Consider the following 25,884-nt stretch of genomic DNA (forward strand, 5'->3'; position numbering starts at 1 on the left):
AAACCAAAGAATCGCGGTCTGTATGACAAAAAATTATTAACGCTAATTGATTATGAAAAAAGTAACTGGACTAGGTGGCATATTCTTTAAATGTGCAGACCCTGCAAAAATGAATGACTGGTATGCTAAAAATCTAGGTCTCGAAACCAGTCCATATGGGGCTAATTTTCACTGGCGCGAGATGGAAGATCCTGAAAAAACAGGCTCTACGGTATGGAGCACTTTTCCGCAGGATACACCTTATTTTAAACCATCCAATAAAGACTTTATGATCAATTATCGGGTTCAGCACATCGAAGAACTTGTTGAGCAGCTTAAAGCCGATGGTGTACAAATTGTAGATGAATTGGCTGTTTACGAATATGGTAAATTTATCCATATCATGGATCCAGAAGGTAATGCCATAGAACTTTGGGAACCAGCAGAAGAAACAACCTAGCTTCACCATCAGATGATTTGACGCGTAAGATCAGGTTCAAATAAACGTGATCAGTTCATTGCCTCTTGTGTGTTGCTTTGCTTTTCGTGCAAATGCAGCTGGTGTAGTACCACTGTAGCGCTTAAATTCCCTACTGAGGTGGGCTTGGTCTGTATAGCCCATATCATGGGCCAAACTGGCAATGTTAATGTGGGGATCATGCCATAAATGATTGCGCACCTGCTCAAAGCGCATCAAACCAGTTACATCCTTAACGGTATAACCAGAAGACTGCTTGAACTTTCTTTCCAATGTACGCACCGTGGCATGGGCCGCCGCCGCTACTTGCTTTACCGCAATGGTACCATTTGCTTCCCTCATCGCATTTCCTGCTTTAGCTAACATGCTGTTTGTTGCAATTGTTGAAGGTATAGTCAAAAAATACCGTTCAACCTCTGCAATTGCTTCCACTATTTTGTAGTCTCGGATATATTGTGCTAAAATAGATTGAAGCTGGGCAATAGGATGCTCAAATGTTTGCACACCCTCTTTGCCAGACGGTAGCCCAAGCAGGTCAAAAACCGTCCAAGGAAAACACCTGATCCCAATGATCTCTAAACGATTTTTAGTGTAAAAATGAACCGGCTCATTGAGCAGTCCCATCATAAAAGGCGAGGGCAAAACTTGCAGGTTTCCATTGTGCAATAGGGTAGAGACATTTCCGAAATAAAAAATGATTTCGGCATAACCATCAGGTATTACCTCAAAACTAGATTGTTGCCCATCTGATTCCCTTTTATTGTACCAAAAGCATTTGATGCTATCCCGTAGTTCTTCAGGAGGTTCAAACTCTTGGTGCTGCATTTCAAAAGGCGGCATGTTTTGGGTGTGTTAACTGTAAATATGAAAGCATAAAAATATAATATTATCCTATAAAAGCAGCATCAATGCCAAACAGGTTGGACATCCGATTTTCAGCTTTCTTACTGCCAAGCTCCAAACTTCCCAGTTTTTAACTCAAGAACCCTCAGACCAAGAAAAATTTTAACTCTAAACTTAACAACAATTAACCATTACTATACTTCTTTTCAAAATTTAGCTGCTTGTTTTTTATTCGCTAGCTTAATGTGAATTAACCAAATATCCATCATTTAAAACCTAAAAAAACATGCCAACTACCTATGAAACCGGCCATGCAAAAAACGTAGCGAATTTTGAGGCCATGATGACCGCCATAGCCACCTATGGTACCAATTACAACCCCTCCATGCCCGCCATTAAGTTAGCGGCGTTGCAGGCACAACTGTCGGCAGTTAGACAAACCGTAGACCAAGTAAATACCGCATTGGGCAACCATGGCAATGCCGTGGCCCAAAGAAACCTAGGCTACGAACCGCTGCGCCAACTCAGTAGCCGTATCATCAGCGCCTTAAAGGCAACGCGTGCCCCACAACAGCTAGTAGATAATGCCATGAGCAACCACCGAAAACTCACAGGAATAAGGGCAAGTAAAAAACTGGGCGAAGAAGAACGTGCAGCCCTAAAAACAGTGGGCAAAGAAGTAAAGCAGGTATCGGCCTCGCACCAGAGCTACGATAGCATTTTAGATACCTTTGATAAACAGATCAAACTATTGGCCTCTATAGCGCAGTATCAACCCAACGAAACCGACCTAAAAATAACTACCCTAGAAACCCTGTTTACGGCATTGCAGACTAAGAACATCGCCGTGTGGACAGCCAAAACCGCATTAGATAAGGCCCGTATGGCCCGTAACAAGGTAATGTACGTGGCCGAAACGGGAGTAATAGCCATTAGCCAAGATGTAAAGAACTATGTGAAGTCGCTGTTCGGGCCAAGCAGCGAGCAGTACAAACACTTGGCCGCACTAGAGTTTAACTACATTAAAAGCTAAGCCTTCATTAACCAATCATCCCTAAACTTCCATTTCATTATTTGGTGCCATGGCCTTTAACTATAGGCCATTTTGTTTTTAATGCTGCACCAAATAGCTTGAATCGTGAACTGGGTAGCTTGAACTGGGAACTGTGTACCTTGAACTGCGAACTGTGTACCTTGAACTGTGAACTGGGTACCTTGAACTGTAAACTGGGCAGCTTGAACTGCGAACTGTGTACCTTGAACTGCGAACTGTGTATCTTGAACTGTGAACTGGTTAGCTTTCAAATCATGTGGGCTTGACGGAGCCTCAATCGAACTCTTATAACATTATTTACTTTTTAGACGATGTAAATTTTATATCTGACACCATATATGATGTCAATATATAAGAATTTCTATTCGTATCACTGTTGACAATGAGATTTAATTGGTTAAACAACATATCAAACAAAGCAGGCCTAAGCTAAGGTAAAAGAGAACGGCTAAAATTAGCCATTCCTACTTATCCAGTAATTTTCAATGACTGTATCAGGTCATCTGCTATTTTCATATGATAGTTCATCAATATAGGGCTTCCAGGAAAATTTCCAGAGACTTCTGCTATTAAAATGCTTTCCGTTTCTTGTTCTTCAAAGCTAACGGGCTTCATGGTGGCTTCGTACTTTTTGTTGGCGTCAGCTATCCAATGTGCTATTTCTTTTCTTCCATTGTGCGTTCTACCCTCATCAAAAACTACGGCTGTGTCGGCGAAACATTTGGCATAGGCAACGCTATCAAAGTTGTTTTGTGCTGTTACTAAATCAGCTATTACTTTTGGTAAATTCATGGTTTTTATTATTTATAGGTTATTAAATTGTCGGTACTGTGCCGCCATCGATTACAAACTGGGTTCCTGTCAGGTAACTTGCCCTTGGTGAAACAAGAAAGCCCACCAGTTCGGCTACTTCTTCAGGTTCGGCAGGCCTGCCATAAGGTATTCCGCCAAGCGCATCTATCACACTTTGTTGGGCCTGTTCCATGGTAATATTTGAACCTTGCGCTATTCTTTCCAAAAAAGCTTCTGTTGCTGTGGTTTTTATCCATCCAGGAGAGACAGTCAGCACGCGAACACCTTTGGGAGTAACTTCATTTGATAGTCTTTTACTGTAATTGATCAATCCCGCTTTTGCAGCTGCATAAGGCAAAGTAGAATCATACAAAGGCAATTTGCCCTGAATTGAAGCGATATGAATAATTACACCGCTTTTTTGTGCAATCATCTGCGGTAAAAATCCCCTGTCTAATCGAACAGGTGCGAGCAAGTTTGCCTGTAGGGTAGATTCCCAATCTTCATCGGTTAAGGCGATAAAGCCGCCAGCTGGAGTTGACGCGGAACCAAGGTTGTTCACCAAAATGTCTAATCTTCCATAAGTTGAAAGTATTTCGCTAGTCACTTTTCGGGCACCTTCTGCCTTACTCAAATCAGACGGAATGAAATGCAGCTTGATGTTCTCTTTTTCGGGTGCATTCCTTGCAGTTATGATAACCGTTGCGCCAGCTTGCAAGAGCCTTTCTGCAATTGCCCTTCCGGCTCCTTTCGTCCCTCCGGTTACCAGGGCAATCTTGCCAGATAACTCATTGTTGAAATTAAATTGTTCCATTTTAGAATTGTTTATAGGACAAATTTGGGGAGTAAAAATAGTTTACACAATTACGGAATTACGATTCAGATAGGGATAAATTTTTCCCCTATTGTACAATATGGAACATAGGTGTAACTTTATAAAATGTACGAAAGAAAGATAATGCCAAATTTGAATTGTGGACTTGACCTGATCGGTGAAGTGCTTTTTGGAAAATGGAAAATCCGTTTGCTGTGGTTTATCAATCAGGGTCATAAACGCCCAAGCGAATTGCAACGCAAAATCCCTGATGCATCGCGTAGGGTTTTGAATATTCAATTGAAAGAATTAGAAGAACACGAACTGGTGACTAGAAAAATTTTTCCAGTTGTACCGCCAAAGGTAGAATACAGCCTTACCGAATTTGGCAAGACATTAATTCCCGTGATTGCAGCATTAGGGCAGTGGGGTGATGAAAACGAAGAGCGTTTACGTGATGTGATTTTAAGACAAGTTTTAAAGTCTGATTTTGGAGGATCCTGCTAAAAAGGAGAGAAATTCGGACGACTTGATTTTACCCGTGCAAGTAACGCTTCCCTGAAAAGTCTGATTTAAACAGCATAAAAAACCACTATAACAATAATTAACCGACATATCAATGGAGAGACAGAAGCACGAACCGCTACACAGGTTTGGTAAAAGTGACGGTTTTGTGCTCGGCAGGCACATTTGTGGTTAATCAAAATTTGGTTCTCCGCATCAACATTTGTACTAAAAATCCCTGTCTTCGGCAATACCCAAATCTTTATTGGCAATGTTGAACGATTGCAACAGGGGAAATTTTGCTTCCGAATGTTATATAGGCGTTTGATCAAAATATTACTGTTAAAATAGTATGGCCATAAAAAAGGGAATGGTTTCGATCCATTCCCTTTAAGTGGAGCCGAAGGGGTTCGAACCCTTGTCCAGTTGTGTGATAAATTACACCTTCTACATGCTTATTTTCCAATTAATTGTCGGATCTGGCGGGCTGGAAACCGACCTAACCTTTCTCCTTAGGTACTTTGTTTCGCTCTTGTACCGTACCTTACAAAAGCTAGCGTTGTTATTTCGATGCCTCTATTACTAACCTAACAATGCAGCAGTTAGCGAGACAAAAGCTATTTAATTCTAAATTAAGCAGCTAAGGCGTAGTTATTTTCGCCAATTATTGTTTTGAACGTTCTCTTTTAAGTGCTCTCCGTACAACGCACTGCATGCTAACATACTCAGCGCCACCCTGTCAAATCCAAAACGGCCCCATATTGGTTTTCAGTTTAAAATTAATCATTTCCAGTTCTCGAACAAAACAGCAAACAAACCCTAAACCGAACCACAAATATACAAAATACATGCCAATATCCATGTTTTTTTTGTTGGTTCGTTACTTGTTGTTAGTTGTTTCGTTGTGAGTGGGTTAGTTATTCGCAAACTATACAACTAATAATCAATGTGCATTAATAGTTTAGATCTGGAACTATCTCAAGCCTAAGCACCAGCTCAACGTTTCACTACAACCGGACTTGGCCTGTTCGGAATGCAGCAATAAGCCTAAGTACTTCCTTTAACAGAACAGGGCGCAGCCGCGGCTTTTTTTGTATACTTTTTTCAGCTGGAGGAAAAAAGTTTGTCCGCGAAGCGACAGAACTATCAAATAGCAGTAGAAACAACTGATTTCAAGATAAGCCCTTGATTATAATGTTAAAGTGCATTTTCTTATCCCGAACTTGCCTTAACTAATAATCAACTAACAACTAAGCTTTTCCTGGATATTGATCCAAAGCAGTTGCTAAACAATCCATGGCCGCATTCAGGTCGTCAGTATTTAAAACATAGGCCATACGCACTTCGTTTTTACCACTGCCCGCACTAGAATAGAAACCAGTAGCAGGTGCCATCATTACCGTAGCGCCATTGTGCTCAAAACTTTCCAACATCCATTGGCAAAAAGCATCAGCATCATCGATCGGTAATTTAGCTACCACATAAAATGCACCACCTGGGTTAGGGCAAAATACACCTTCCATACTGTTTAGGCGATTAACCAAGGTATCACGACGTAGCGTATATTCTTTGTTCACTTCTTCAAAATAACTGTCTGGCGTATCAACAGCGGCAGTACCTGCAATCTGCTCTACCATACCCGGACTTAAACGTGCCTGTGCAAACTTCAGTCCCGAAGCAATTACTGCTTTGTTTTTGGTAATTAAACAGCCCAAGCGCGCACCACAGGCGCTATAACGTTTAGAAACCGTATCCATCACTACAACGTTCTCTTCCAAACCATCCAAATACATTGGCGAGATAAACTCACGTCCATCATAACAGAATTCGCGGTAAGCCTCATCAGAGAACAAGAACAGGTCGTATTTTAAACACAATGCTTTTAAAGCTTCCAATTCTTCTTTTGAGTACAGATAGCCCGTTGGGTTATTTGGATTACAGATAATGATCGCTTTGGTCTTTGCCGTGATCAGTTTCTCAAACTCAGCAATAGGAGGTAGGGCAAAACCATTTTCGATATAAGAAAGGATAGGTTTAACCACTACATTGCTCATACATGCAAAACCATTATAGTTGGCATAAAAAGGCTCAGGGATAATGATCTCGTCGCCCTCGTTAACGCAGGTCTGCATGGCAATGGTAATGGCTTCAGATCCACCAACCGTAACCAAAATGTTATCAGGCGTAATGTTATAGCCCAATTTGTTATAATATTCGGTTAATTTAGTTCTATAAGCCAGAGTACCCTCAGATGGGGTATAGGCCCAAACATTAAAATCTATATTCTTAATGGCATTTAACATGCCTTCTGGTGTAGCAATATCTGGCTGACCTATATTTAAATGATATACCTTTTTACCAGCTGCTTTAGCTTTATCTGCAAAAGGTGTAAGTTTTCTGATTGGTGAAGCGGGCATTTGTAACCCTTTTTCTGAGATTTTTGGCATGGCACAAAAATAAAAAACCCCGTTGGATTAACGGGGTTTTTATTCAAATATCTTTAAAATTTTACTTTGTATTGCCTTCTACGTATTCACCTTTAATGATCAATACTTTAATTGGTGTTCTTGCATTAGAAGTTAAAGTAATGCCTTTATTAAATGGTAGTGGTGCTCCAGATGGAGTTAAGGTAACTTTTACAAAACCTTTTTCGCCACTTTTAACCGGTGTTTTGGTGTATTCGCCAACCGTACAACCACAAGTAGTTTCTACTTTCGAGATGATCAAAGGTGCCTCGCCAGTATTGGTAAAGTTAAAAGTATATACTACAGGTTTGTTCAATACAACTTTTCCAAAATCGTGAACTTCTTTTTCAAACTTGAATTCGGCAGGTTTAGTCTGCGCATTTACGGTAATGCCAACGCCTAGGATCAGTGCAAATATTAAAATTAACTTTTTCATGGTTTTCGGGTTTAAACAAATTTAATGTTTTAATAGGTTAAAACAAAAAGTATTCCAAATATTATTTGCCGTTCAGATTAAGTCATAATTAGAAAGAATTGTATCTTTGCGCTCTAACCAATTCCACTTATGATGTCAGATAGTAAACTTACCACTAATCAGATTGATACCTCAGAACTAAGTTTCGATGACTTTAAGTTAATTGTTATTAACGACTATAAGATTGCCTACGAGAGCCGTCAGGCCAGTTTATTAGGCCGTAAGGAAGTATTAACAGGTAAGGCAAAATTCGGGATCTTTGGCGATGGAAAAGAAGTGCCACAGATTGCCATGGCAAAGGCGTTTAAAAATGGCGATTGGCGTTCTGGTTATTACCGCGACCAAACTTTCGCTTTTGCTACAGGAATTTCCACTATAAAGGAATTTTTTGCACAATTGTATGCAAATCCAAGTGTAGAAGCAGACCCATCTTCGGCAGGCCGACAGATGAACTGCCACTTTGCAACCCGCTCTTTAAACGAAGATGGTTCATGGAAAGACCTCACAGAAATTAAAAACTGTTCTTCAGATATTGCACCAACAGGTGGACAAATGGCCCGCTTAGTTGGCTTAGCCTATGCTTCAAAACTCTTCAGACAAAACCCTGAGCTTGATTACCTTAAGAACTTTTCGGTTAAAGGAAACGAAGTTGCTTTTGGTACCATTGGGAATGCCTCCACTTCAGAAGGTGTTTTCTTTGAAGCCATCAATGCTGCAGGTGTATTACAGGTGCCAATGGCCATCTCTGTTTGGGATGATGGGTATGGGATTTCTGTTCCGGCAAAATACCAGACTACCAAAGAAGACATTTCAGAGATCTTAAAAGGATTTCAAAGAGAAGAAGGTACAAATGGCTACGAAATTTTTAAGGTGCGAGGTTGGGATTATCCCGCATTGTGCGAAACCTATCAAAAAGCGATCGATGTATGCCGTGATGAACATGTACCGGTTTTGATACATGTAACAGAAGTAACCCAGCCACAAGGACACTCTACATCTGGATCGCACGAGCGATATAAGCTGAAAGACCGTTTGGATTGGGAAAAAGAATACGACTGTATTGTGCAAATGCGCAAATGGATGATCGAATCGGCCATTGCTACCGAAGAAGACTTGGTGAAATTAGAAGAAGAAGCCAAGGTATTTGTGCGCAATACACAGAAAGAAGCTTGGAACGAGTTTTTAGAAAGCATTAAACAAGAACAGAGTGAAGTGGTCAACATGATCAATGGTTTTGCCAATGGGCAACCAGCTTTGACAAAAATAGCCGCACAATTGGCCTCGGCATCAGATGCACAACGTAGAGAAGTGATGTCTGCCGCAAGAAAGGCCATCAGACAAAGTATAAACATGCCGTCTGCCGAACGTGATGTTTTGGTGAAATGGTATTTGAAAAATGCCGAAGTAAATGAAGAGCGATATAGTTCTAAACTGTTTACTGATGGAAAAGAGAGCCCTTTCTTGGTAAATGTTGTTCCTGCCGAATATACAGAAAGCAGTAAAATGATTGATGGAAGGGAGCTATTGAATGCCTGTTTCGATTCTAATTTTGCAAGAGACCAACGTTTGGTGGCTTTTGGAGAAGATCTAGGGAACATCGGGGACGTAAACCAAGGTTTTGCGGGCTTACAACAAAAATACGGCGACCTAAGGGTAACTGATACAGGCATTAGAGAAATGACTATTGTTGGGCAGGGTATAGGTTTGGCCATGCGTGGATTAAGACCAATTGCCGAAATCCAATACCTTGATTATCTTTTGTTTGCCTTGAATATTTTGAGCGATGATTTAGCTAGTTTATCTTACAGGACAAAAGCTGGTCAGAAAGCTCCAGTAATTGTACGTACCCGTGGCCACCGCTTAGAAGGTGTTTGGCATTCAGGTTCGCCAATGGGCATGATCTTAGGTTCATTACGTGGTCTGCACATCTGTGTGCCTAGAAACATGACACAAGCTGCCGGCATGTACAATACTTTGTTTAGGTCTGATGAACCTGCTTTGGTGATCGAATGTTTAAATGGGTACCGTTTAAAAGAAAAGCTACCAGAAAACGTAGGTGAATTTACAGTGCCTTTAGGCAAAGCCGAAGTGATCAGAACAGGTACAGATTTAACAGTTGTTACTTATGGCTCTACTTTACGCATTGTAGAAGAAGCTGCAGAAGAACTGGAGCAATTGGGTATCCATATCGAAATTATAGATCCGCAAACCCTTTTGCCTTTCGATACGGATCAATTGTGCAAAAAATCATTGCAAAAAACCAATAAGCTTTTGGTAGTTGATGAAGATGTACCAGGCGGTGCCAGTGCATTTATCCTACAACAGATCATAGAGATCCAACAAGGCTATTACTTTTTAGATGCACAACCAAAAACATTAACAGCTAAAGCACACCGTCCGCCGTATGGCTCTGATGGCGACTATTTTAGCAAACCATCTGTAGATGATGTGATCGAAGCTGTTTATCAGATGATGAATGACAGTAATTCGGCTAAATACCCTGCTATTTTCAGCTAAACACATTAGCTCAATCGATATCAAAAAGCCTTGAATATGTTTTATTCAGGGCTTTTTGCTGTTGTTTTTGGTGAAAAAATATTTGCTTATTAGCTAATAAACATTATCTTGAGCTATTATTTCCAGGTCATGAATTCCGCTAGTGTGCTTTGTGTCAATTTTGAGATTGGCAATTCTTACCATATCATTAAGATATTAAAACCGATTAAATGATATGTTCAAGGTTTATCTATTTTGCTTCGTTCTCCTTTTTGTCGGTTGTATAGCCAAAGCACAGCTTAAAACCCCGCAACAAACATTAGATAGCCTTTTGTGGGCAAACCAGAACCATCCCAAAGAAGATTCAACCAAGGTAGCTATCTTAAAAAATATCTACCGTCAATACATCAGGCTAAAAAATACACCGAAAGTAGAAGAATATGTTTTTAGGACCATTGTAATGGCTCAAAAGACCAATCAGAAAAGTTATGAAGCCGAGGCCTTTTTTAGATTAGGTTTGTATAACCATAGTTTTACCAATTACCAAAAGGCAGAAGAATATTACCTCAAGGCCATCGAAAAGTACATTGCTTTAAAAGACTTGGATTGGGTAGCTGGCATTTATCTAAATCTGGGAGAGATGTATTACCGCATTCCTGATTATGCCAAAGCATTAGAGGTCAATCAAAAGGCCATATCCATTTACCTGAAAATAGGGAATGAGATAGACCTAGCAAGTTGTTATACCAATGTGGCAGGATCTATCAAGACTTAGGGCAGCAAGACAATGCGCTTAACTATCTGAAAAAGGCATTGAAGATTTTTTCGAAAGAAGGAGAAGATACCCGAGGTGTTGCCGTAGTATCCAATACCATTGGAACTGCTTATTTTACGGCCTCTAATGAAGAGTTGGTGAAGATGGGGGTAGACCCAAGCCAGAAGAACAACATCGCTTTAGAAAACTTTAACAAAGCGCTAAAAATTGCAAAAATTTTGAACGACAATGGTGTTCAGGGTATTGCCAATAAAAATCTGGGAAACGTTTATGAAGCCATAGGCCAAAGAGAACTGGCACTTAAAGCCTACGAAAAATCTGCAGAGCATAATAAAAAAGAAGACAATGTTAGGGAGTATGGCTTTAGCCTATTGGCCTTGGGCGACTTTTATGAAGAAGAAAAGAACTATACCAAATCTATAGAATTCTTATTAGAAGCCTTGAACATTGGTCAACAGAATAAACTGCTCGAGTTACAGCGAAATGCTTACCTGAGTTTAAGTGCGGTTGAAGAAAAACAAAAGAACTTTAACCAATCACTTAATTATTATAGGCAATATATTTTATTTAAAGACCAGATCTTTAATCAGGAAAAAGAAAGAGAAATCACTAGAAGACAGCTGCAGTTAGATTTTTCTGTAAAAGAAAAGGATTATCAACTGAAACAACAAGTTACAGATGGCGAATTACAAAGACAGGTGTTATTGGCAAGACAACAGCAACAAAAGCTGGTTTTACGGCAACAGGAACTGACATTGAGCGACCAAGAGAAAAGTCTGCAACGTTTAACTTTTTTAAAGAAACAGGCAGATTTGGAGAATGAAAAACGTTACCAAGGCGACCAACTTAAACAACAAAAGCTAAAAGCGGCATTAAAGGATAAAGAATCAGTCTACAAAAAACAGAACTGAGGTTTAACAGAAATATCAACCTGTTCTTGGTCATTTTGGCTGCAGTTTTGTTTGCCTCGGCATTATTTGTTTTTTATGCCCAGCGTAAAACTGCCCGATTAAATAAGATTGTATCAGAACAAAAGTTGGAATTGGAGAAATTAGGAAAGGTAAAGGACAGGATGTTCAGCTTGGTAAGCCATGATATGCGTATTCCGGTAAACTCGTTGATCTCTTTTATCCAATTGTTGGAAGGAGGACACATTAGCCAAGAAAAATTGACTAAATATGCGGCCAACCTTAAAAATACCTTAGGTTATACTTCGGCCATGATGGAAAACCTGTTGAACTGGGCATCTAGTCAAATGGAAGGCTACAAACCAATTTTAGAAAAATTTGATGTAGAACTCTGTGCTAGGGATGTGATCAATTCCTTGCAGATCACTGCAAACCAAAAAAATATAAGGATCGAAAGTGAGATCAAATCTGGAACACTTTGTTTGGCCGATATGAACATGACTTCGCTGGTTTTAAGGAACTTGATCAGTAATGCCATCAAATTTACACCAAATAATGGCTTGATCAAGATCAATACGGTAGATAAGGCAGGTCAGGTACTGATCAATATCATAGACAATGGAATTGGCCTATCGAAGAGTCAGATCCAAAAGTTTAATCAACCTGGCAACCAAGAAACAGGAGAAAGTACATTGGGTACCAATAAAGAGAAGGGAACCGGAATTGGTTTAGTGCTTTGCAAAACATTTACAAGCTTGATGAATGGTAGCCTACAGGTCGTTAGTCAACAGCATATAGGTAGTACTTTTACCTTACAACTGCCAAAAGCGATGTAAAATCGCGTTTTTTTACTCAAAACGTCTACGTTATAATTGTCTTCATCGACTAAAACCCTTAATTCATCAACTATCCGAAAAGCTTAGTTTTATTTTCTTGAAATTTGTATCATTCAATCCGTTACTACAAGTAGATTAAAATGAGCATCATTAAGATTAAGGCATTTGGAAAATTAGTGGGTAATTTTGTGGTATTCCTTTACAGTCAGGGCATCAGCAATAATAGACTGGACAAAAGATTAAAATAGGGTTATTTTGTATGTCTAGAGATGGTCTTATTTGTGATCTTCTCCATCAGCTCCTGCCTATTTGCCAAACTGATCGGTACATTGTAATTATGGTTCAACATAATTTCGTTATTGGCAACTGTTGCAATCTGATTTAAATTGATAATATATTGTTTATGTACCCTTGCAAAATTTGATGGAAGCTGTTTTTCCAGATTTTTAAGGTTAACCAGGGTAATGTGTTTATCTTCTGCAGTAAACAATCTTGAAAAATCGCCCATACTCTCAATATAGATTACATCTTCATAGTTTAACCTGGTAAAGCCTTTGGTTTCTTTAATGAAAAAGTAATGGTCTGAATCAGCACCTGGAACAACGGTATTTTGGTTAAGGTCAGCTTGTTTTTTAAGGTCAAGGTATTCAATGGCCTTGTTGCTGGCTTTTAACAAACGTTCGAATGTTGCAGGTTTAACAATAAAATCTAAGGCATCAAGATTGAAACTCTCTGCTGCATATTCTGTAAAAGAAGTGATAAAGATAAAAATGGGAGGGTTTTTAATGCTCTTGAGCAGGCCCATTCCAGAAAGTTCGGGCATATCTATATCAGAAAAAACAATATCTACATCTTTATCGATCAAAAAAGCTGATGCCTCGATACCATTTTCAAACGTTGCTATGATTTCGAGTCTGTTGATTTTACGTAAGAACATCTCAATCGCATCACGTTCAATTTCGTTGTCGTCAACTATTAAACAGGTATAATTCCTCATTTAACTTTAAAGATAAATTTAAAATTCAATCTAAAAAATATTTATCATCTAAGGTAATAATTTTTAAAATTACAGTAGTCAATAAAATTTTATGTATATAACTGTATTACAGTTTATTGAATTTTTGTAGTCTTCAGCTTTCTTCTAAACAAAAGCTAATGAGGCGATAAATTATTTATGCTTTTTCTCTCCAGTATATAATTTTTCTCCAACAATGATACTTATAGGAAGATCATTTTCTTCTGGAGGAATTGGACAACGATAACCGTCGCTATAGGCGCAATAAGGATTATAGGCCTTGTTAAAATCGATTTCCAGATGGTTGTTTCGAATATCATTGACATTTAGGTCGATGTATCTGCCACCACCATAGGTTTCTTTGTTGTTGGTTTGATCGGTAAAAGGTAGAAATAATAGGTCTTTATAAGCCGGATTCATGGCCAATGCCATGCTCTTATATAAGGTCATCTTTATAGTTTTTCCCTTTAAAGTAAAGCTCAATTGCGCATAACGGATAAATTCGTTACTGGTTCCGGCATAGGTAGGCATCTTGAAGATCTTTTCGCCAGTTAACATTTTTACGGTGGCATTCACTTTATAGGTACTATCTGCTTCATAGAAATGAAGATTTTTAAGGTCTTCTTCTTTAAGTGGAGAGTGGGTATCGCTTATAAAATCGGCTTTGTACTTAGTCCTATGGGCTTCAATTGAACTTTTATAGTTTTGTGCAATTCCATTTAAGCTAAAAAAGCACAATAGCAAACAGATATACTTGGCCATGTTGTTTAGAGTTTAGCAGTTTTGTTTCTTAAAAATTGATCAGCCAATACCAAGGCGGCCATGGCTTCTACAATGATTACAGCCCTTGGTACTACGCATGGATCATGACGACCCTTTCCTTTAATTTCTGCGGCTTCTCCTGCAGCATTAATGGTGGCTTGGTTATGCATAATGGTAGCAACAGGCTTAAATGCAACATTGAAGGTGATGTCCATTCCGTTAGAAATGCCACCCAAAATACCACCAGCATGATTGGTGATGGTTTTAAAAACATGTTCATCGCTGGCCTTCGGTTGTGGGATATCATTATGTTGCGAGCCCCTTAGTTCGCTACCTGCGAAACCAGAACCATATTCAAATCCGTGCACCGCATTGATGCTCAACATAGCCTTTCCAAGGTCAGCATGTAGTTTATCAAATACTGGTTCGCCCAAACCTGCGGGGCAACCTTTAATTACACAGCTGATCTTGCCACCAACGGTATCTCCATCCTTGCGAACAGAATCAATAAAATCAATCATTTGGTTGGCTGTTGCAGGGTCTGCACAGCGTACAATATTTTCTTCTCTTGTGGCCAAGGCAGCGGCGAGGTCATTTGTATTAAAATTAGGCGCTGTAATTTCTCCAACAGCAGTTACATGGGCAAAAATGGTAATGCCATATTCTTTTAATAACAATTTGGCAATTGCACCAGCAGCCACACGGGCAGCGGTTTCTCTGGCCGAAGAGCGGCCTCCACCTCTATGGTCTCTAATACCATATTTGGCATCGTACACATAATCGGCATGGCTAGGTCTATAAACATCAACATTGTGTCCATAATCCTTAGAGCGTTGGTCTTCATTTTGGATTAGTAAAGCAATAGGTGTGCCTGTACTTTTACCTTCAAATATCCCAGATAAAACCTGTACCGTATCACTTTCCTTACGCTGTGTGGTGATTTTAGATTGGCCAGGCCTGCGTTTATCCAGTTCTGATTGAACAAAATCAAGGTCTATGGTCAATCCTGCCGGACAGCCATCGATAATTACACCAATAGCTACACCATGAGATTCGCCAAAGGTTGTGATCTTAAATAATTGTCCAAATGAGTTACCTGCCATTTTTATTTTAGGGTTACGATTTTAGATTTACGATTTTGCCAATTTAGGCATTTGCGTTTTATTCTTTATTCTACTACTTCAAATCCTGCTTTTTTCAAGTCATCCCAAAAGTAAGGATAAGATTTTTCAACTACCTGTTTTTCTTCAATTTCTAAAGTTGCTATTTTGAGTGCCAAAGGAGCAAAGGCCATGGCCATCCGATGGTCTTCATAGGTACTGATCGTCACTTTTTCTGGGAAATGTAGCCCAGAGCAATCTAATTTATAGCTAAAGTTCTTTTCAATAAACTTGACCCCAATTTTGGCCAACTCGGTCTGTAACGCCAAAACACGGTTGGTTTCTTTGATCTTTAGTGTTTCTAGGCCTGTAAAGGTTGCATCATGGCCCAAAGCAGCACAAACAACAACTATTGTTTGTGCCAGATCTGGACATTCTTTAAGGTCGAAAATCTTTCTTTCTACTTTTTTAGGTTCTTTTTTGAGGTAAACACCACCATTTTTAAATTGTGAAGTGATGCCAAAATTAGCCATGATCTCTGTAATCTTGCTGTCTCCCTGTAAACTATAACCATTTAATCCCGGTAAAAAGATACTCGCTTCATCGGCCAAGGCTGCAATGGCATACCAATAAGAGGCTGCACTCCAGTCTGGCTCAACATATAAGGTAGCCTCATTAAAGCTTTGTGGTGCAATAGTGATGGTGTTTTCCTCCCAATCGTTCCTGATCCCAACTTGTTCTAACATGGCCAAAGTCATTTCTACATAAGGCCTTGAAGTCAGTTCTCCTTCAATTGCTAAGGTCAGTCCAAGTGGGAGCGAGGGGGCGATCATCAATAAGGCCGAGATGTATTGGCTACTGATGTCGCCTTTGATCGTAACATTTGCAGTTTTTTGTTCAAAAGGACCTGAAATCTGTAAGGGTGGAAATCCTTCATGTGCCAAGTAGGTGATTTTCGCACCCATACTTTTTAAGGCTTCGGCCAAAATCCCAATGGGCCGTTGCTTCATCCTTTCTGTTCCTGTTAAAACAAAATCTCCTTGTTGGATCGCTAAAAATGCAGTGAGAAAGCGCATCGCTGTGCCTGCAGGGCCAATGTCGACGGTTAGGGTAGCGTCATTAGCTGTAAGCTCTGAGGTTTTATGGTCGGCTATGGTCTTCAGTCTGTCGATCAAGGTAACCGTATCTGCTGCCACTGATAGGTTTTCTACTTGTACGGTATTTTGGCTTAAGGCACTAATCGATCAACGCTCTATTGCATTCGCTTTTAGAACCTGTTAATCTGATTTCGGTATCAATCTGTTTGTTTCCTTTGAAAGAAAGCAATACGTTTTCGGACATTCTTTTTAGTGTACGTTAAGGTAAGGAAATATAAATAATTATGAAGTAGTTTAAAAAGTCGGCAAGTCAGTAAGTCCAAAGTCAAGAGATTATACTCGAGGTACCATTCCCAGTAACTAATGACCAATGAACCATTGAACTAATGAACTAATGAACCAATTAACTGATCTTTTATTTTACTTCAGCATGGTTTTCGGCAGCAATTCCCTTTTCGGCTTTTCCTGCATTCATCATCTCCGTCTGTCTACGGATAGATTCGCCGTGTACCAATTCTAAAAATTTCTCTGTAAAATTCACATCTAATTTTAAGGCCTTGGCAAATGCAGTACGTTTTTGCATGATCTCATCCCAACGGTTAACTTGTAAAATGGTTACTTTATTGTCTCTTTTAAATTCACCTATTTTTTGGGTAATGCTCATTCTTTCAGCTAATTTCTGAAGAACCAAGTCGTCGATCTTATCGATTTCTTTTCTAAGATCAGCCAATTTATCTGTAAACTCCTCATTTTTAGATTCTGGTTGACGCAAGGTAAATTTACTCACCATTTCTGCTAAGGCAGCAGGGGTAACTTGTTGTTTGGCATCTGTCCATGCAATTGAAGGGTCAAGGTGAGACTCGATCATCAAGCCCTGCATATCTAGATCTAAAGCTTTTTGCGCAATGTAAGGAATCAGTTCACGGTTTCCGCAGATGTGGCTTGGATCGTTGATGATTGGTAATTCTGGGCATAAGGTTTTCAACTGAATGGCCAATTCCCACATTGGTTCGTTACGGAAAGCACTTTTTTCGAAAGAAGAAAAACCACGGTGGATGGCTCCTAATTTGGTGATACCTGCTTTATTGATCCGTTCTAATGCGCCAACCCATAATTGTAGGTCTGGATTTACTGGGTTTTTAACTAACACTGGGATATCTACGCCCTGTAAAGCATCAGCAATTTCTTGTACGGTAAAAGGGTTTACGGTAGAACGGGCACCAATCCAAAGGATATCAACACCAGCAGCAAGTGCTTCTTCTACGTGTCTGGCATTGGCAACTTCTACAGCAGTAGGTAAACCTGTTTCTGCCTTGGCACGTTTTAACCACTCAAGGCCAATACTGCCGATGCCTTCAAATTCTCCCGGACGGGTACGAGGTTTCCAGATGCCAGCTCTTAAAACGCTCACTTTTCCGGTAGCAGCCAATAAGTGTGCAGTTGATAACAATTGGTCTTCTGTTTCTGCACTACATGGGCCAGAAATCAATAAAGGTTGGTTTTTAACGTCGATCCAGCTTTCTAATGGTTGGATGTTTAATTGTAATTTCATTTTTTTTGGGATTTTATTTTTTAAGTATCAAGTATTTAGTATCAAGACTGGCAATTACACCTTGTCATTCTTCGGGTATTCGCCCATAATGTTAAAATTGACCGTATATTTTAGTGCCTTACGGATGGCGGTATCATAGTTTTCCATGTCTTTCCATTCCATATCCACATAAAAGTAGTAATCGTTCCTTTTGCCCAAAACAGGCATCGATTGTATTTTGGTTAAATTGACATTAAGTTCTGCGAAGATGTTAAGGACTTTAGAAAGTGCACCTACGTAGTTACCTACCTGGAAACAGATAGAAGCTTTATTGATTTCTTTCGAATCTTCTGTTTTGTCTTTTTGCAAGATCAGAAAACGGGTATAGTTTTTCTTGTTCGATTCGATCCTGCGCTCAATGATGTTCAGACCATACAGTTCGGCAGCCAAAGTATTGGCAATGGCTACAGTATCAGTCAATTGCTCGTCTCTTATTTTTTTTGCACAGGCAGCCGTATCGCTACTTTCAATCACTTGGATTCTGAGGATAATCGTCAAAGAAATCAACACATTGTCTAATGGCGATAGGATGGGAAGTCGCAAATTTGATATCTTCAAACTTAACGCCTGGTAAGGCCATCAAGTGCAATTGGATAGGCAAATAAACTTCGCCACTTACTGCAAAATTGTACTCTCTGATCAGGGTGTAATTGGGTAATAAACTACCTGCAATCGAGTTTTCGATGGCCATGATCACAAAATCGGCCTTGTCGCTCTCTAATGCCTCGCAGGTTTGCTTAAAGGAATTACACTCAATGGTTTCGATATTATCTCTACCGAAAAACTTAAATGCTGCTTCTTCGTGGAATGATGCCTTGATGCCTTGGATGGCAACTCTTGTCTTTTTTGTTTTCATTTTTGCGTTAAACAAAAAAAGTCCCGGCTGTAGGCCGGGACTTTTTATATACAAATATTCTTGTTATGTTTTTTGCATATTAGTCCCGGCTCTTACTAAAATAGTAAAAGTAACCAAACCAATATGTAGTTGTTAATCTCATTTTTGTTTCTTGGTGTCAAATGTACACTTCAAAATTTAATTTGTCAATAGCGAAATGAAAATAATTTAAACAGAATTAAATTTTGAAGTAAAAACTAAGCTTTTTCTAAGTTGGCCTTTTTCTCAGCTTCCCTCAATTCTTTCTGCATGACCTTGGCAATTTGGGTACTGCCATCGTGGCTCCATCCTGGAGGATTTACGATATATTTCACCTTGTCCCAAAAAGTTGGTGCTTTTTTGACATCACTGGCCAGTGCAGACCATTCGTGAAAAACAATATTGGTAAACTTCGAATCGTCTGGTTGTTTGGTCAGGCCATATTTGATCTCTTCTTGCGGTACTTCTTCTTGGAAAGTACCAAACCACCTATCCCACAAGATCAGTACCATGCCCATATTCTTGTCCAAGTAACGTACATTACTGGCATGGTGTACCCTGTGGTGCGATGGGGTTACAAAAATATATTCGATAATGGGATGTAGCTTGCCAACCGTTTGTGTATGCACAATATTGCCATAGATCTGGGTTACCAAATAGGCAAATAAGATGTCTAATGCATTAAAGCCCATAAAAGCCAATGGCAGGTAAAAGAAAACACGGTAAAATGGTTCGAACACGGTAGAACGGAAACCGGTAGTAAGGTTAAAATACTCTGACGAATGATGGGTTACGTGCATGGCCCAAAAAAACCTGACATAATGCCCAACAGTATGTAAAAACCAATATAAAAAGTCTTGGGCAAGAATCAATACCACCCAATACAGCCAAACGTTTTTGATTTCGAACAAACGGAACTGATAACAATAATCTAAGAGGAAGAAAGTGGCTACTTTCATACTGGCATTGATCACGATAGCAGCCAGCATCAAATAGATGTTGTTTAAAGTGTCTCTTTTGGTATAAAGTTTACGGTCGTGCGCATAGCTAAAATACATTTCTACCAAAGAAATGATAATGACCAAAGTAAAAAGTGTGGTTACAGTTATGTTTCTAGGATCAAGAAGCTCCATAAATTGTATTGTAATAGTGCAGACTTTCTACAATATCATTGTCAGTTACTCTGCAGTTAAAGGTACATTGGCCAATCTTATCTAACAAAGAGAATAGAATATGGCCATCTTCATTCTTTTTGTCGCTCTGCATTAAACTCAATAAAGTAGCAAAGCTTTTTTCTTTTATCGTATATTTTGGATAAATCGAGCTAATGTATTTTACAATATCATTCAATTCATCCTGAGTTAAGTTACAATATTTTGCCGACAAAAATGCCTCACAAACCATACCAATGGCAATGGCTTCACCGTGTGTTAAAGGTTTTTTGCTGTTGGTTAAGGCATAACTTTCTACGGCATGGCCGATGGTATGTCCAAAATTTAGGACTCTTGCGTAGCCCTTTTTCTAAAGGCTACTGTAGTCACCACCTCATTTTTAATGGCTACAGAACGATGGATGGCAGCTGGTGTAATATGCTGATAATCGCTAAGCTTTAAACTTTCGTAATAAGCTGCATCGGCAATCAATCCGTGTTTGATCATCTCGGCAAAACCCGATAACAATTCTCTTTTAGATAGGGTAGTTAAAAAAATATTTTCGATAAAAACGGCTTGTGGCAGACTGAATGTGCCCACCATATTTTTAACATTATCGATATCTATACCTGTTTTGCCACCTACAGAAGCATCTACCTGTGATAACAATGTAGTAGGGATATTGATGAAATCAATGCCTCTTTTATAGGTAGAGGCTACAAAACCACCCATATCGGTAATTACGCCACCACCTAAATTGATCATCAGGCATTTTCTGTCGGCACCAAAGTCTAACAGTGTTTTCCAGATACCGATACAGAAATCGATGTTTTTGTTCTCCTCACCAGGGTCGGTTTCGATAATGTCGAAATCTTCAAGCTCATCTAAAAAAGACCTAAAAACGGGGATGCACAATTCGGCCGTATTCGTATCTGCAAAAACAAATACCTTACTGTATTTATTTTGGGCTAAAATCTCTTTTAATGGACTTAAACCCGATTCAAAATAAATTGAATGTCCGGCGCTTTTGATAGGTTCCATTAAATTACTTCAATTATTTTGCCCATGAAATCTATTTTGTCGCCTACGCGTACTTTGAGACGTTTTCTATGGTCAACTACACCATTATATTTAACCAAGCCATCTTCAACAACAGTTTGGGCTTCGCCACCACTTTGTACCAAAGAAGTAGCCTTTAAGAGTGCAATTAGCGGAATAAATTCGCCTTCAAGTTTGAATTTTATCATCGTGGTGCAAATTTACAATTATTTATAAAGTGTTTTGCCTTAACAATGATTGTAATTTATATTTTTGCACTCTTCTGACCAAGTAAAACACCAAAATGGAAACATCTCCCAGAAAAAAAATCAACTTTGACAACACCGAAATCGCTTTTCGCAACAAATCTAATGCTGAACTGAACCAAGCTTATTGGTTGTTTAAGATCATCAGCAGTAACTTTTTGACCAAAGTAGGTCCTCCAATTACCAATTTCATGTTAAATATAGGTTTCCCGATCAAAGGAGCCATTAAAGCTACCATTTTTAAGCAGTTTTGTGGTGGCGAGACCATTAACGAATGCGAACATGCCATTGAACAACTGCACAATGGAAAGGTTGGGACGATTTTAGATTATTCTGTTGAAGGAGAAGAAGAGGAGGAAGTTTTTGATTTTACCTGTGAAGAGACGATCAGGACGATTGACCGTGCTGATGGTAATCCACGTATCCCGATTACAGTATTTAAGGTTACCGGTATTGGACGTTTTGCTTTGTTAGAAAAAATTCATGCCAAAAAGGAACTGAACACAGCTGAGATTGAGGAATACGATAGGGTTAAAAAACGTTGCGAAAAGATTTGTAGAACCGCATTTGAAAAACAGGTGCCTATTATGATCGATGCGGAAGAGACTTGGATCCAAGGCCCAATTGATGAATTGGCCTTAGAGATGATGACCAGCTTTAACAAAGAAAAGATAATTGTTTACAATACCTATCAAATGTACCGTCACGATAAATTAGCGGATCTAAAGGCGGATTATTTGATTGCTAAAGAAACTGGATTTATTTTGGGCGTGAAGATGGTACGTGGTGCTTACATGGAAAAAGAGCGCAAACGTGCTTTAGAAATGGGTTATCCATCGCCAATACAACCAGATAAAGCTGCAACAGATAAGGATTATAACGAATCGTTAAGGTTTTGTGTACAACATATCGATCAGATCGGTTTTGTTTGCGGTACGCATAACGAAGACAGTAGCCGTTTATTGACCGAGTTGATGGACGAAAACAACATTCCACATGATGATCCGCATGCTTTTTTTGCACAGTTATTGGGCATGAGCGATAACCTGAGCTTCAATTTATCCGATGCTGGATACAATGTAGCGAAATACGTTCCTTATGGTCCGATCAAAGCGGTAATGCCTTATTTATTTAGAAGAGCCCAAGAAAATACATCTGTAGCCGGACAAACCGGAAGAGAATTAGGTTTGATCAGTAAGGAAAAGGCGAGGAGAAGGTTGTAGGATTAAGGATAGGACATAGACTGACGGACTTTCAACTCCGAACTCAAGACTTACTTTGTTCTTTCTAACTTACTTAGGTTTATAGAAGAAGAAACATCAAATGAAGATAAAAAAAGTTAGAGGTCATTGTCGTTTGCAAAAACAAATCAAAGCTTTTTTTAAAGAAGAGATGGTTTCTGGCTTAGCGCTACATATAGATTTTGAGTATGAATATATCAAGTTTAGAATCTGGCCTTGGAGTGGAGTAACTAATAGAACAGAAACTAGACCTACAGAGCCAAAAGGAAAAACAAGAGAAATAATCTTGACTGGCTTCTTAGATATTTATGATATTTGGAAAAAGCAATTAGACAGCTTGAATGAGCCATATTATTTGAAACTATGGTTTTATAGTCCAAATGTTTCTAAATCGCAGATTGTATGTGCTACAAAAAATAGATTAAACTGGTATGATGGGATGTTTTTCTCACTAGCTAAAACTCCTGAATTTAATTTATCTAAAAGTAAAGTACTGAATAATAGATTAACAAAACTTAATTGGGAGTATTTTTTTGATGAAGAGATTTTTGATAATACTACTCTTGGTGAAGTAGGTGATTATAAATCATTGACTGATTATTATAGCCATAAAAATTGGATTGAGAAACAATTAAGAAAGCCTCACCGTATAACTTTACTTAATGATCCAATTGATGATTGTACTGAATATTACTCTTTTAAAAAGGGAGATTTATGGGTAGGTGGATAGGAAATAGATTCTCAACCCCCAACTCAAGACTTCGGACTTAGGATTTATTTTACTACAAAATAACCTACAGCTAGCCATGCCAATCCTTTGACCAAGAAGAACATAAAGCCCCAGAAGCCTAATTTCTTGCCCCATTTCTTGAATTTTTCTATCCTTTCGGCTTTCATTTGCTGTAATTTAAATATTTAGGAAGATTAAAATAAATAAGGGTTGTTTTGCAAACCCTTATTTATCTATGTAGCTACACTAGTGTTTGGCTAGATCAAAACGATCAAGGTTCATCACTTTATTCCATGCAGCTACGAAATCTTTCACAAATTTATCCTTTGCATCGCTACTGGCATAAACTTCGGCAATTACACGCAGCTCAGAATTTGATCCAAATACCAGATCAGCACGAGTTCCAGTCCATTTCAGTTGGCCTGTTTTTCTATCCCTACCTTCAAATGATTGTTGGTAATGGTCAACAGACTTCCAAGCGGTGTTCATATCAAGTAAGTTTACAAAAAAGTCGTTGGTCAATGCCTGAGGCTGATCTGTAAACACACCATGTTTAGATTGGTCGAAATTGGTATCCAATACACGTAAGCCACCCAATAATACGGTCATTTCAGGAGCAGTTAAGGTTAACAGATGGGCTTTATCTACCAACAAGGTTTCTGTAGAAACTGTATAATTGGTTTTTTGGTAATTACGGAAACCATCTGCAATTGGCTCTAAGGCACTGAAAGATTCTACATCTGTTTCGGCTTGTGAAGCATCCATACGACCAGGTGTAAAAGGTACAGTAACAGCATGGCCAGCATTTTTAGCTGCCTTTTCTATACCAGCATTACCTGCCAGCACAATCAGATCTGCCAACGACACCTTTTTACCCGTAGTTTGTGCATTGTTAAAATCTGTTTGGACCTGCGTTAAAGCGCTTAGCACTTTATCTATTGAACCACTGCTGTTAACTTTCCAATATTTTTGAGGTGCCAAACGTAGGCGTGCACCATTGGCACCACCACGTTTATCAGAACCACGAAAAGTGGAAGCAGATGCCCAAGCGGTAGCAACCAATTGAGACACAGATAAACCTGTGGCCAAAATGCTTTCTTTTAAATTTGCAATCTCTTGCTCGCCAATTAATTGGTGGTCAACTGCTGGGATAGGATCTTGCCAAAGCAGCACTTCTTGTGGTACCTCAGGTCCTAAATAGCGATAGCGAGGACCCATGTCACGGTGGGTAAGCTTGAACCATGCACGCGCAAAGGCATCGGCAAACTGATCTGGATTTTCAAAGAAACGTCTAGATATTTTCTCGTATGCTGGATCTACCTTTAAAGATAAATCGGTGGTGAGCATGGTTGGTGCATGTTTTTTCGATGGGTCAAATGCATCAGGAATGGTACCTGCACCACCACCATTTTTTGCAACCCATTGGTGCGCCCCTGCAGGGCTTTTGGTCAGCTCCCAATCAAAACCAAATAGATTTTCGAAAAAGTTATTGCTCCATTGGGTTGGGGTAGTTGTCCAAGTTACTTCCAGGCCACTGGTAATGGCATCGCCAGCTTTTCCGCTACCATATTTACTTGCCCATCCTAGACCTTGTTCTTCCATGCTAGCGGCTTCTGGTTCTTTACCCACCAAACCAGCATCGCCGGCACCGTGTGTCTTTCCAAAAGTATGTCCACCAGCAATCAAAGCTACGGTTTCCTCATCGTCCATCGCCATGCGCTTAAAGGTTTCGCGAATATCCCTAGCCGCCGCAATTGGATCAGGGTTGCCATCAGGTCCTTCAGGATTAACGTAGATCAAACCCATTTGCACTGCTGCCAATGGTTTTTCGAGGTTACGGCTATGGATGTCGCCATCGGCATCATCATCAGAAACCAATACGCCACCACTTTTATCTACACCATCAGAGCCATGGGCATAACGTACATCGCCCCCTAACCATTCTTTTTCAGCTCCCCAATATACTTCCTCCTCCGGTTCCCAAACATCTTCACGACCACCAGCAAAACCAAAAGTTCTAAAACCCATCGACTCTAAAGCAACATTACCCGTTAAGATCAATAGACCCGCCCAAGATATTTTATTGCCATATTTTTGTTTGATCGGCCAAAGTAACCGACGTGCCTTATCCAAGTTTACATTGTCTGGCCAACTGTTTAAGGGTGCAAAACGTTGTTGTCCGCTACCTGCACCACCACGTCCATCGCCAGTTCTGTACGTACCCGCACTATGCCAGGCCATGCGGATGAACAAAGGACCATAATGGCCAAAATCTGCAGGCCACCAATCTTGAGAATCAGTCATCAATGCATGTAGATCGTTTTTTACCGCTGCCAGGTCTAGGCTGTTAAATGCCGCTGCATAATCAAAACCATTGTCCATAGGGTTGGATGAAGGTGAATGCTGACGAAGGATATTTACATTCAATCTATTTGGCCACCAGTCAATATTTTTTGTACCGCCATTAACTGGGTTACTGTTTTTGCTGCCATTGTGGAATGGGCACTTACTAATGTCGTTAGGGTTATTTTCCATTGTTTTGTTTTTTGTTTATCCTTAATTAAACTTTAGGGGGCTAAAGCATTACTGATGTTTGCTGT

Annotated in this window: 25 protein-coding genes, 1 other RNA gene and 1 pseudogene; 9 read left to right on the forward strand and 18 right to left on the reverse strand. The window is 39.4% G+C overall.

Features of this window, described 5'->3' with window-relative positions; genetic code table 11:
- Window positions 1-52 precede the first annotated feature (52 nt).
- Window positions 53-439: a VOC family protein gene (locus ACFJIZ_RS04595; RefSeq protein WP_379091104.1), complete on the forward strand. Its 387-nt coding sequence runs from the start codon at window positions 53-55 to the stop codon at window positions 437-439.
- A 36-nt stretch (window positions 440-475) separates the two neighbouring features.
- Here the strand turns inward: ACFJIZ_RS04595 and ACFJIZ_RS04600 are convergent, their stop codons facing one another.
- Entirely contained in the window at window positions 476-1,297 is an 822-nt protein-coding gene (locus ACFJIZ_RS04600) for a helix-turn-helix domain-containing protein (RefSeq protein ID WP_379091106.1), read from the reverse strand.
- Between the two features lie 289 nt (window positions 1,298-1,586).
- Here ACFJIZ_RS04600 and ACFJIZ_RS04605 point away from each other — a divergent pair, with 289 nt between their 5' ends.
- Window positions 1,587-2,333, forward strand: a complete 747-nt coding sequence (locus ACFJIZ_RS04605; RefSeq protein WP_379091109.1) for a hypothetical protein — start codon at window positions 1,587-1,589, stop codon at window positions 2,331-2,333.
- A 489-nt stretch (window positions 2,334-2,822) separates the two neighbouring features.
- Here the strand turns inward: ACFJIZ_RS04605 and ACFJIZ_RS04610 are convergent, their stop codons facing one another.
- Window positions 2,823-3,146: a nuclear transport factor 2 family protein gene (locus ACFJIZ_RS04610; protein WP_379091111.1), complete on the reverse strand. Its 324-nt coding sequence runs from the start codon at window positions 3,144-3,146 to the stop codon at window positions 2,823-2,825.
- A 22-nt stretch (window positions 3,147-3,168) separates the two neighbouring features.
- Window positions 3,169-3,960: an SDR family oxidoreductase gene (locus ACFJIZ_RS04615; RefSeq protein ID WP_379091113.1), complete on the reverse strand. Its 792-nt coding sequence runs from the start codon at window positions 3,958-3,960 to the stop codon at window positions 3,169-3,171.
- A gap of 126 nt (window positions 3,961-4,086) precedes the next feature.
- Between ACFJIZ_RS04615 and ACFJIZ_RS04620 the strand changes: the two genes are divergently transcribed.
- Window positions 4,087-4,467 (forward strand): winged helix-turn-helix transcriptional regulator, encoded by a 381-nt coding sequence (locus ACFJIZ_RS04620; protein ID WP_379091115.1) that lies wholly within the window; start codon window positions 4,087-4,089, stop codon window positions 4,465-4,467.
- A 389-nt stretch (window positions 4,468-4,856) separates the two neighbouring features.
- On the opposite strand, the gene ssrA is transcribed toward ACFJIZ_RS04620, so the two are convergent.
- From ssrA to ACFJIZ_RS04635, 3 genes are all read right to left on the reverse strand, one after another.
- Window positions 4,857-5,222: a transfer-messenger RNA gene (ssrA, locus tag ACFJIZ_RS04625) on the reverse strand.
- A 492-nt stretch (window positions 5,223-5,714) separates the two neighbouring features.
- The gene (locus tag ACFJIZ_RS04630) at window positions 5,715-6,911 is read right to left on the reverse strand and encodes a pyridoxal phosphate-dependent aminotransferase (RefSeq protein WP_379091117.1); all 1,197 of its coding nucleotides are present in this window, start codon (window positions 6,909-6,911) and stop codon (window positions 5,715-5,717) included.
- A gap of 61 nt (window positions 6,912-6,972) precedes the next feature.
- Complete coding sequence (locus tag ACFJIZ_RS04635; protein WP_379091121.1) at window positions 6,973-7,365, reverse strand: DUF1573 domain-containing protein; 393 nt, start codon at window positions 7,363-7,365, stop codon at window positions 6,973-6,975.
- Window positions 7,366-7,494: 129 nt separating this feature from the next.
- Here ACFJIZ_RS04635 and ACFJIZ_RS04640 point away from each other — a divergent pair, with 129 nt between their 5' ends.
- The 4 genes from ACFJIZ_RS04640 (at window position 7,495) to ACFJIZ_RS04655 (ending at window position 12,419) form a co-directional block, all read left to right on the forward strand.
- Window positions 7,495-9,921: a thiamine pyrophosphate-dependent enzyme gene (locus tag ACFJIZ_RS04640; RefSeq protein WP_379091123.1), complete on the forward strand. Its 2,427-nt coding sequence runs from the start codon at window positions 7,495-7,497 to the stop codon at window positions 9,919-9,921.
- 214 nt (window positions 9,922-10,135) lie between these two features.
- Window positions 10,136-10,675 carry a tetratricopeptide repeat protein gene (locus tag ACFJIZ_RS04645; protein ID WP_379091126.1) on the forward strand — a complete coding sequence of 180 codons (540 nt, stop codon included), beginning with the start codon at window positions 10,136-10,138 and terminating at the stop codon, window positions 10,673-10,675.
- Window positions 10,639-11,586 carry a tetratricopeptide repeat protein gene (locus tag ACFJIZ_RS04650; protein ID WP_379091128.1) on the forward strand — a complete coding sequence of 316 codons (948 nt, stop codon included), beginning with the start codon at window positions 10,639-10,641 and terminating at the stop codon, window positions 11,584-11,586. Before ACFJIZ_RS04645 ends, ACFJIZ_RS04650 begins: the two co-directional genes overlap by 37 nt.
- A gap of 35 nt (window positions 11,587-11,621) precedes the next feature.
- Entirely contained in the window at window positions 11,622-12,419 is a 798-nt protein-coding gene (locus ACFJIZ_RS04655) for a sensor histidine kinase (RefSeq protein WP_379091131.1), read from the forward strand.
- Window positions 12,420-12,669: 250 nt separating this feature from the next.
- On the opposite strand, the gene ACFJIZ_RS04660 is transcribed toward ACFJIZ_RS04655, so the two are convergent.
- From ACFJIZ_RS04660 to ACFJIZ_RS04705, 10 genes and pseudogenes are all read right to left on the reverse strand, one after another.
- Entirely contained in the window at window positions 12,670-13,416 is a 747-nt protein-coding gene (locus ACFJIZ_RS04660) for a LytR/AlgR family response regulator transcription factor (protein ID WP_379091133.1), read from the reverse strand.
- A 171-nt stretch (window positions 13,417-13,587) separates the two neighbouring features.
- On the reverse strand, window positions 13,588-14,196 hold the full coding sequence (locus ACFJIZ_RS04665; protein ID WP_379091135.1) for a DUF1684 domain-containing protein: 609 nt from the start codon (window positions 14,194-14,196) through the stop codon (window positions 13,588-13,590).
- Window positions 14,197-14,201: 5 nt separating this feature from the next.
- Window positions 14,202-15,299 (reverse strand): chorismate synthase, encoded by a 1,098-nt coding sequence (gene aroC / locus ACFJIZ_RS04670; RefSeq protein ID WP_379091137.1) that lies wholly within the window; start codon window positions 15,297-15,299, stop codon window positions 14,202-14,204.
- A gap of 65 nt (window positions 15,300-15,364) precedes the next feature.
- The gene (locus ACFJIZ_RS04675) at window positions 15,365-16,492 is read right to left on the reverse strand and encodes a 3-phosphoshikimate 1-carboxyvinyltransferase (protein ID WP_379091139.1); all 1,128 of its coding nucleotides are present in this window, start codon (window positions 16,490-16,492) and stop codon (window positions 15,365-15,367) included.
- 316 nt (window positions 16,493-16,808) lie between these two features.
- On the reverse strand, window positions 16,809-17,945 hold the full coding sequence (locus tag ACFJIZ_RS04680; protein ID WP_379091141.1) for a chorismate mutase: 1,137 nt from the start codon (window positions 17,943-17,945) through the stop codon (window positions 16,809-16,811).
- 54 nt (window positions 17,946-17,999) lie between these two features.
- Window positions 18,000-18,840: pseudogene (locus ACFJIZ_RS04685) on the reverse strand (prephenate dehydratase).
- Window positions 18,841-19,076: 236 nt separating this feature from the next.
- Window positions 19,077-19,991: a sterol desaturase family protein gene (locus ACFJIZ_RS04690; protein ID WP_379091143.1), complete on the reverse strand. Its 915-nt coding sequence runs from the start codon at window positions 19,989-19,991 to the stop codon at window positions 19,077-19,079.
- The gene (locus ACFJIZ_RS04695) at window positions 19,978-20,340 is read right to left on the reverse strand and encodes a hypothetical protein (protein ID WP_379093894.1); all 363 of its coding nucleotides are present in this window, start codon (window positions 20,338-20,340) and stop codon (window positions 19,978-19,980) included. Before ACFJIZ_RS04695 ends, ACFJIZ_RS04690 begins: the two co-directional genes overlap by 14 nt.
- A gap of 14 nt (window positions 20,341-20,354) precedes the next feature.
- The gene (locus ACFJIZ_RS04700; protein WP_379091145.1) at window positions 20,355-21,050 is read right to left on the reverse strand and encodes a 3-dehydroquinate synthase family protein; all 696 of its coding nucleotides are present in this window, start codon (window positions 21,048-21,050) and stop codon (window positions 20,355-20,357) included.
- The gene (locus tag ACFJIZ_RS04705; RefSeq protein WP_055131502.1) at window positions 21,050-21,256 is read right to left on the reverse strand and encodes an RNA-binding S4 domain-containing protein; all 207 of its coding nucleotides are present in this window, start codon (window positions 21,254-21,256) and stop codon (window positions 21,050-21,052) included. The genes ACFJIZ_RS04700 and ACFJIZ_RS04705 overlap by 1 nt, the downstream gene beginning before the upstream one ends.
- A 95-nt stretch (window positions 21,257-21,351) precedes the next feature.
- Here ACFJIZ_RS04705 and ACFJIZ_RS04710 point away from each other — a divergent pair, with 95 nt between their 5' ends.
- Complete coding sequence (locus ACFJIZ_RS04710) at window positions 21,352-22,536, forward strand: proline dehydrogenase family protein (RefSeq protein WP_379091147.1); 1,185 nt, start codon at window positions 21,352-21,354, stop codon at window positions 22,534-22,536.
- Between the two features lie 100 nt (window positions 22,537-22,636).
- The gene (locus ACFJIZ_RS04715) at window positions 22,637-23,284 is read left to right on the forward strand and encodes a hypothetical protein (protein WP_379091149.1); all 648 of its coding nucleotides are present in this window, start codon (window positions 22,637-22,639) and stop codon (window positions 23,282-23,284) included.
- Window positions 23,285-23,328: 44 nt separating this feature from the next.
- Here ACFJIZ_RS04715 and ACFJIZ_RS04720 read toward each other — a convergent pair whose 3' ends face one another.
- A complete protein-coding gene (locus tag ACFJIZ_RS04720; protein WP_379091151.1) occupies window positions 23,329-23,451 on the reverse strand; it encodes a hypothetical protein in 123 nt (40 codons plus the stop codon).
- A 79-nt stretch (window positions 23,452-23,530) separates the two neighbouring features.
- Entirely contained in the window at window positions 23,531-25,819 is a 2,289-nt protein-coding gene (gene katG, locus ACFJIZ_RS04725; protein ID WP_379091153.1) for a catalase/peroxidase HPI, read from the reverse strand.
- Between the last annotated feature and the right edge of the window lie 65 nt (window positions 25,820-25,884).

This window comes from Pedobacter sp. UC225_65 (genome assembly GCF_042698365.1).
In the GTDB taxonomy this organism is placed as follows: Bacteria; Bacteroidota; Bacteroidia; order Sphingobacteriales; family Sphingobacteriaceae; genus Pedobacter.

Excerpts from the sequence above, each read along its gene's own strand:
- ACFJIZ_RS04635 (WP_379091121.1), bottom strand. The coding sequence starts at position 7,365 with ATGAAAAAGTTAATTTTAATATTTGCACTGATCCTAGGCGTTGGCATT.
- ACFJIZ_RS04615 (WP_379091113.1), bottom strand. The coding sequence starts at position 3,960 with ATGGAACAATTTAATTTCAACAATGAGTTATCTGGCAAGATTGCCCTG.
- ACFJIZ_RS04640 (WP_379091123.1), top strand. The coding sequence starts at position 7,495 with ATGATGTCAGATAGTAAACTTACCACTAATCAGATTGATACCTCAGAA.
- ACFJIZ_RS04595 (WP_379091104.1), top strand. The coding sequence starts at position 53 with ATGAAAAAAGTAACTGGACTAGGTGGCATATTCTTTAAATGTGCAGAC.
- ACFJIZ_RS04610 (WP_379091111.1), bottom strand. The coding sequence starts at position 3,146 with ATGAATTTACCAAAAGTAATAGCTGATTTAGTAACAGCACAAAACAAC.
- ACFJIZ_RS04680 (WP_379091141.1), bottom strand. The coding sequence starts at position 17,945 with ATGAAATTACAATTAAACATCCAACCATTAGAAAGCTGGATCGACGTT.
- ACFJIZ_RS04630 (WP_379091117.1), bottom strand. The coding sequence starts at position 6,911 with ATGCCAAAAATCTCAGAAAAAGGGTTACAAATGCCCGCTTCACCAATC.
- katG (WP_379091153.1), bottom strand. The coding sequence starts at position 25,819 with ATGGAAAATAACCCTAACGACATTAGTAAGTGCCCATTCCACAATGGC.
- ACFJIZ_RS04600 (WP_379091106.1), bottom strand. The coding sequence starts at position 1,297 with ATGCCGCCTTTTGAAATGCAGCACCAAGAGTTTGAACCTCCTGAAGAA.
- ACFJIZ_RS04605 (WP_379091109.1), top strand. The coding sequence starts at position 1,587 with ATGCCAACTACCTATGAAACCGGCCATGCAAAAAACGTAGCGAATTTT.
- ACFJIZ_RS04665 (WP_379091135.1), bottom strand. The coding sequence starts at position 14,196 with ATGGCCAAGTATATCTGTTTGCTATTGTGCTTTTTTAGCTTAAATGGA.
- ACFJIZ_RS04715 (WP_379091149.1), top strand. The coding sequence starts at position 22,637 with ATGAAGATAAAAAAAGTTAGAGGTCATTGTCGTTTGCAAAAACAAATC.
- ACFJIZ_RS04690 (WP_379091143.1), bottom strand. The coding sequence starts at position 19,991 with ATGGAGCTTCTTGATCCTAGAAACATAACTGTAACCACACTTTTTACT.
- ACFJIZ_RS04710 (WP_379091147.1), top strand. The coding sequence starts at position 21,352 with ATGGAAACATCTCCCAGAAAAAAAATCAACTTTGACAACACCGAAATC.
- ACFJIZ_RS04700 (WP_379091145.1), bottom strand. The coding sequence starts at position 21,050 with ATGGAACCTATCAAAAGCGCCGGACATTCAATTTATTTTGAATCGGGT.
- ACFJIZ_RS04660 (WP_379091133.1), bottom strand. The coding sequence starts at position 13,416 with ATGAGGAATTATACCTGTTTAATAGTTGACGACAACGAAATTGAACGT.
- ACFJIZ_RS04645 (WP_379091126.1), top strand. The coding sequence starts at position 10,136 with ATGTTCAAGGTTTATCTATTTTGCTTCGTTCTCCTTTTTGTCGGTTGT.
- ACFJIZ_RS04620 (WP_379091115.1), top strand. The coding sequence starts at position 4,087 with ATGTACGAAAGAAAGATAATGCCAAATTTGAATTGTGGACTTGACCTG.
- ACFJIZ_RS04720 (WP_379091151.1), bottom strand. The coding sequence starts at position 23,451 with ATGAAAGCCGAAAGGATAGAAAAATTCAAGAAATGGGGCAAGAAATTA.
- aroC (WP_379091137.1), bottom strand. The coding sequence starts at position 15,299 with ATGGCAGGTAACTCATTTGGACAATTATTTAAGATCACAACCTTTGGC.
- ACFJIZ_RS04705 (WP_055131502.1), bottom strand. The coding sequence starts at position 21,256 with ATGATAAAATTCAAACTTGAAGGCGAATTTATTCCGCTAATTGCACTC.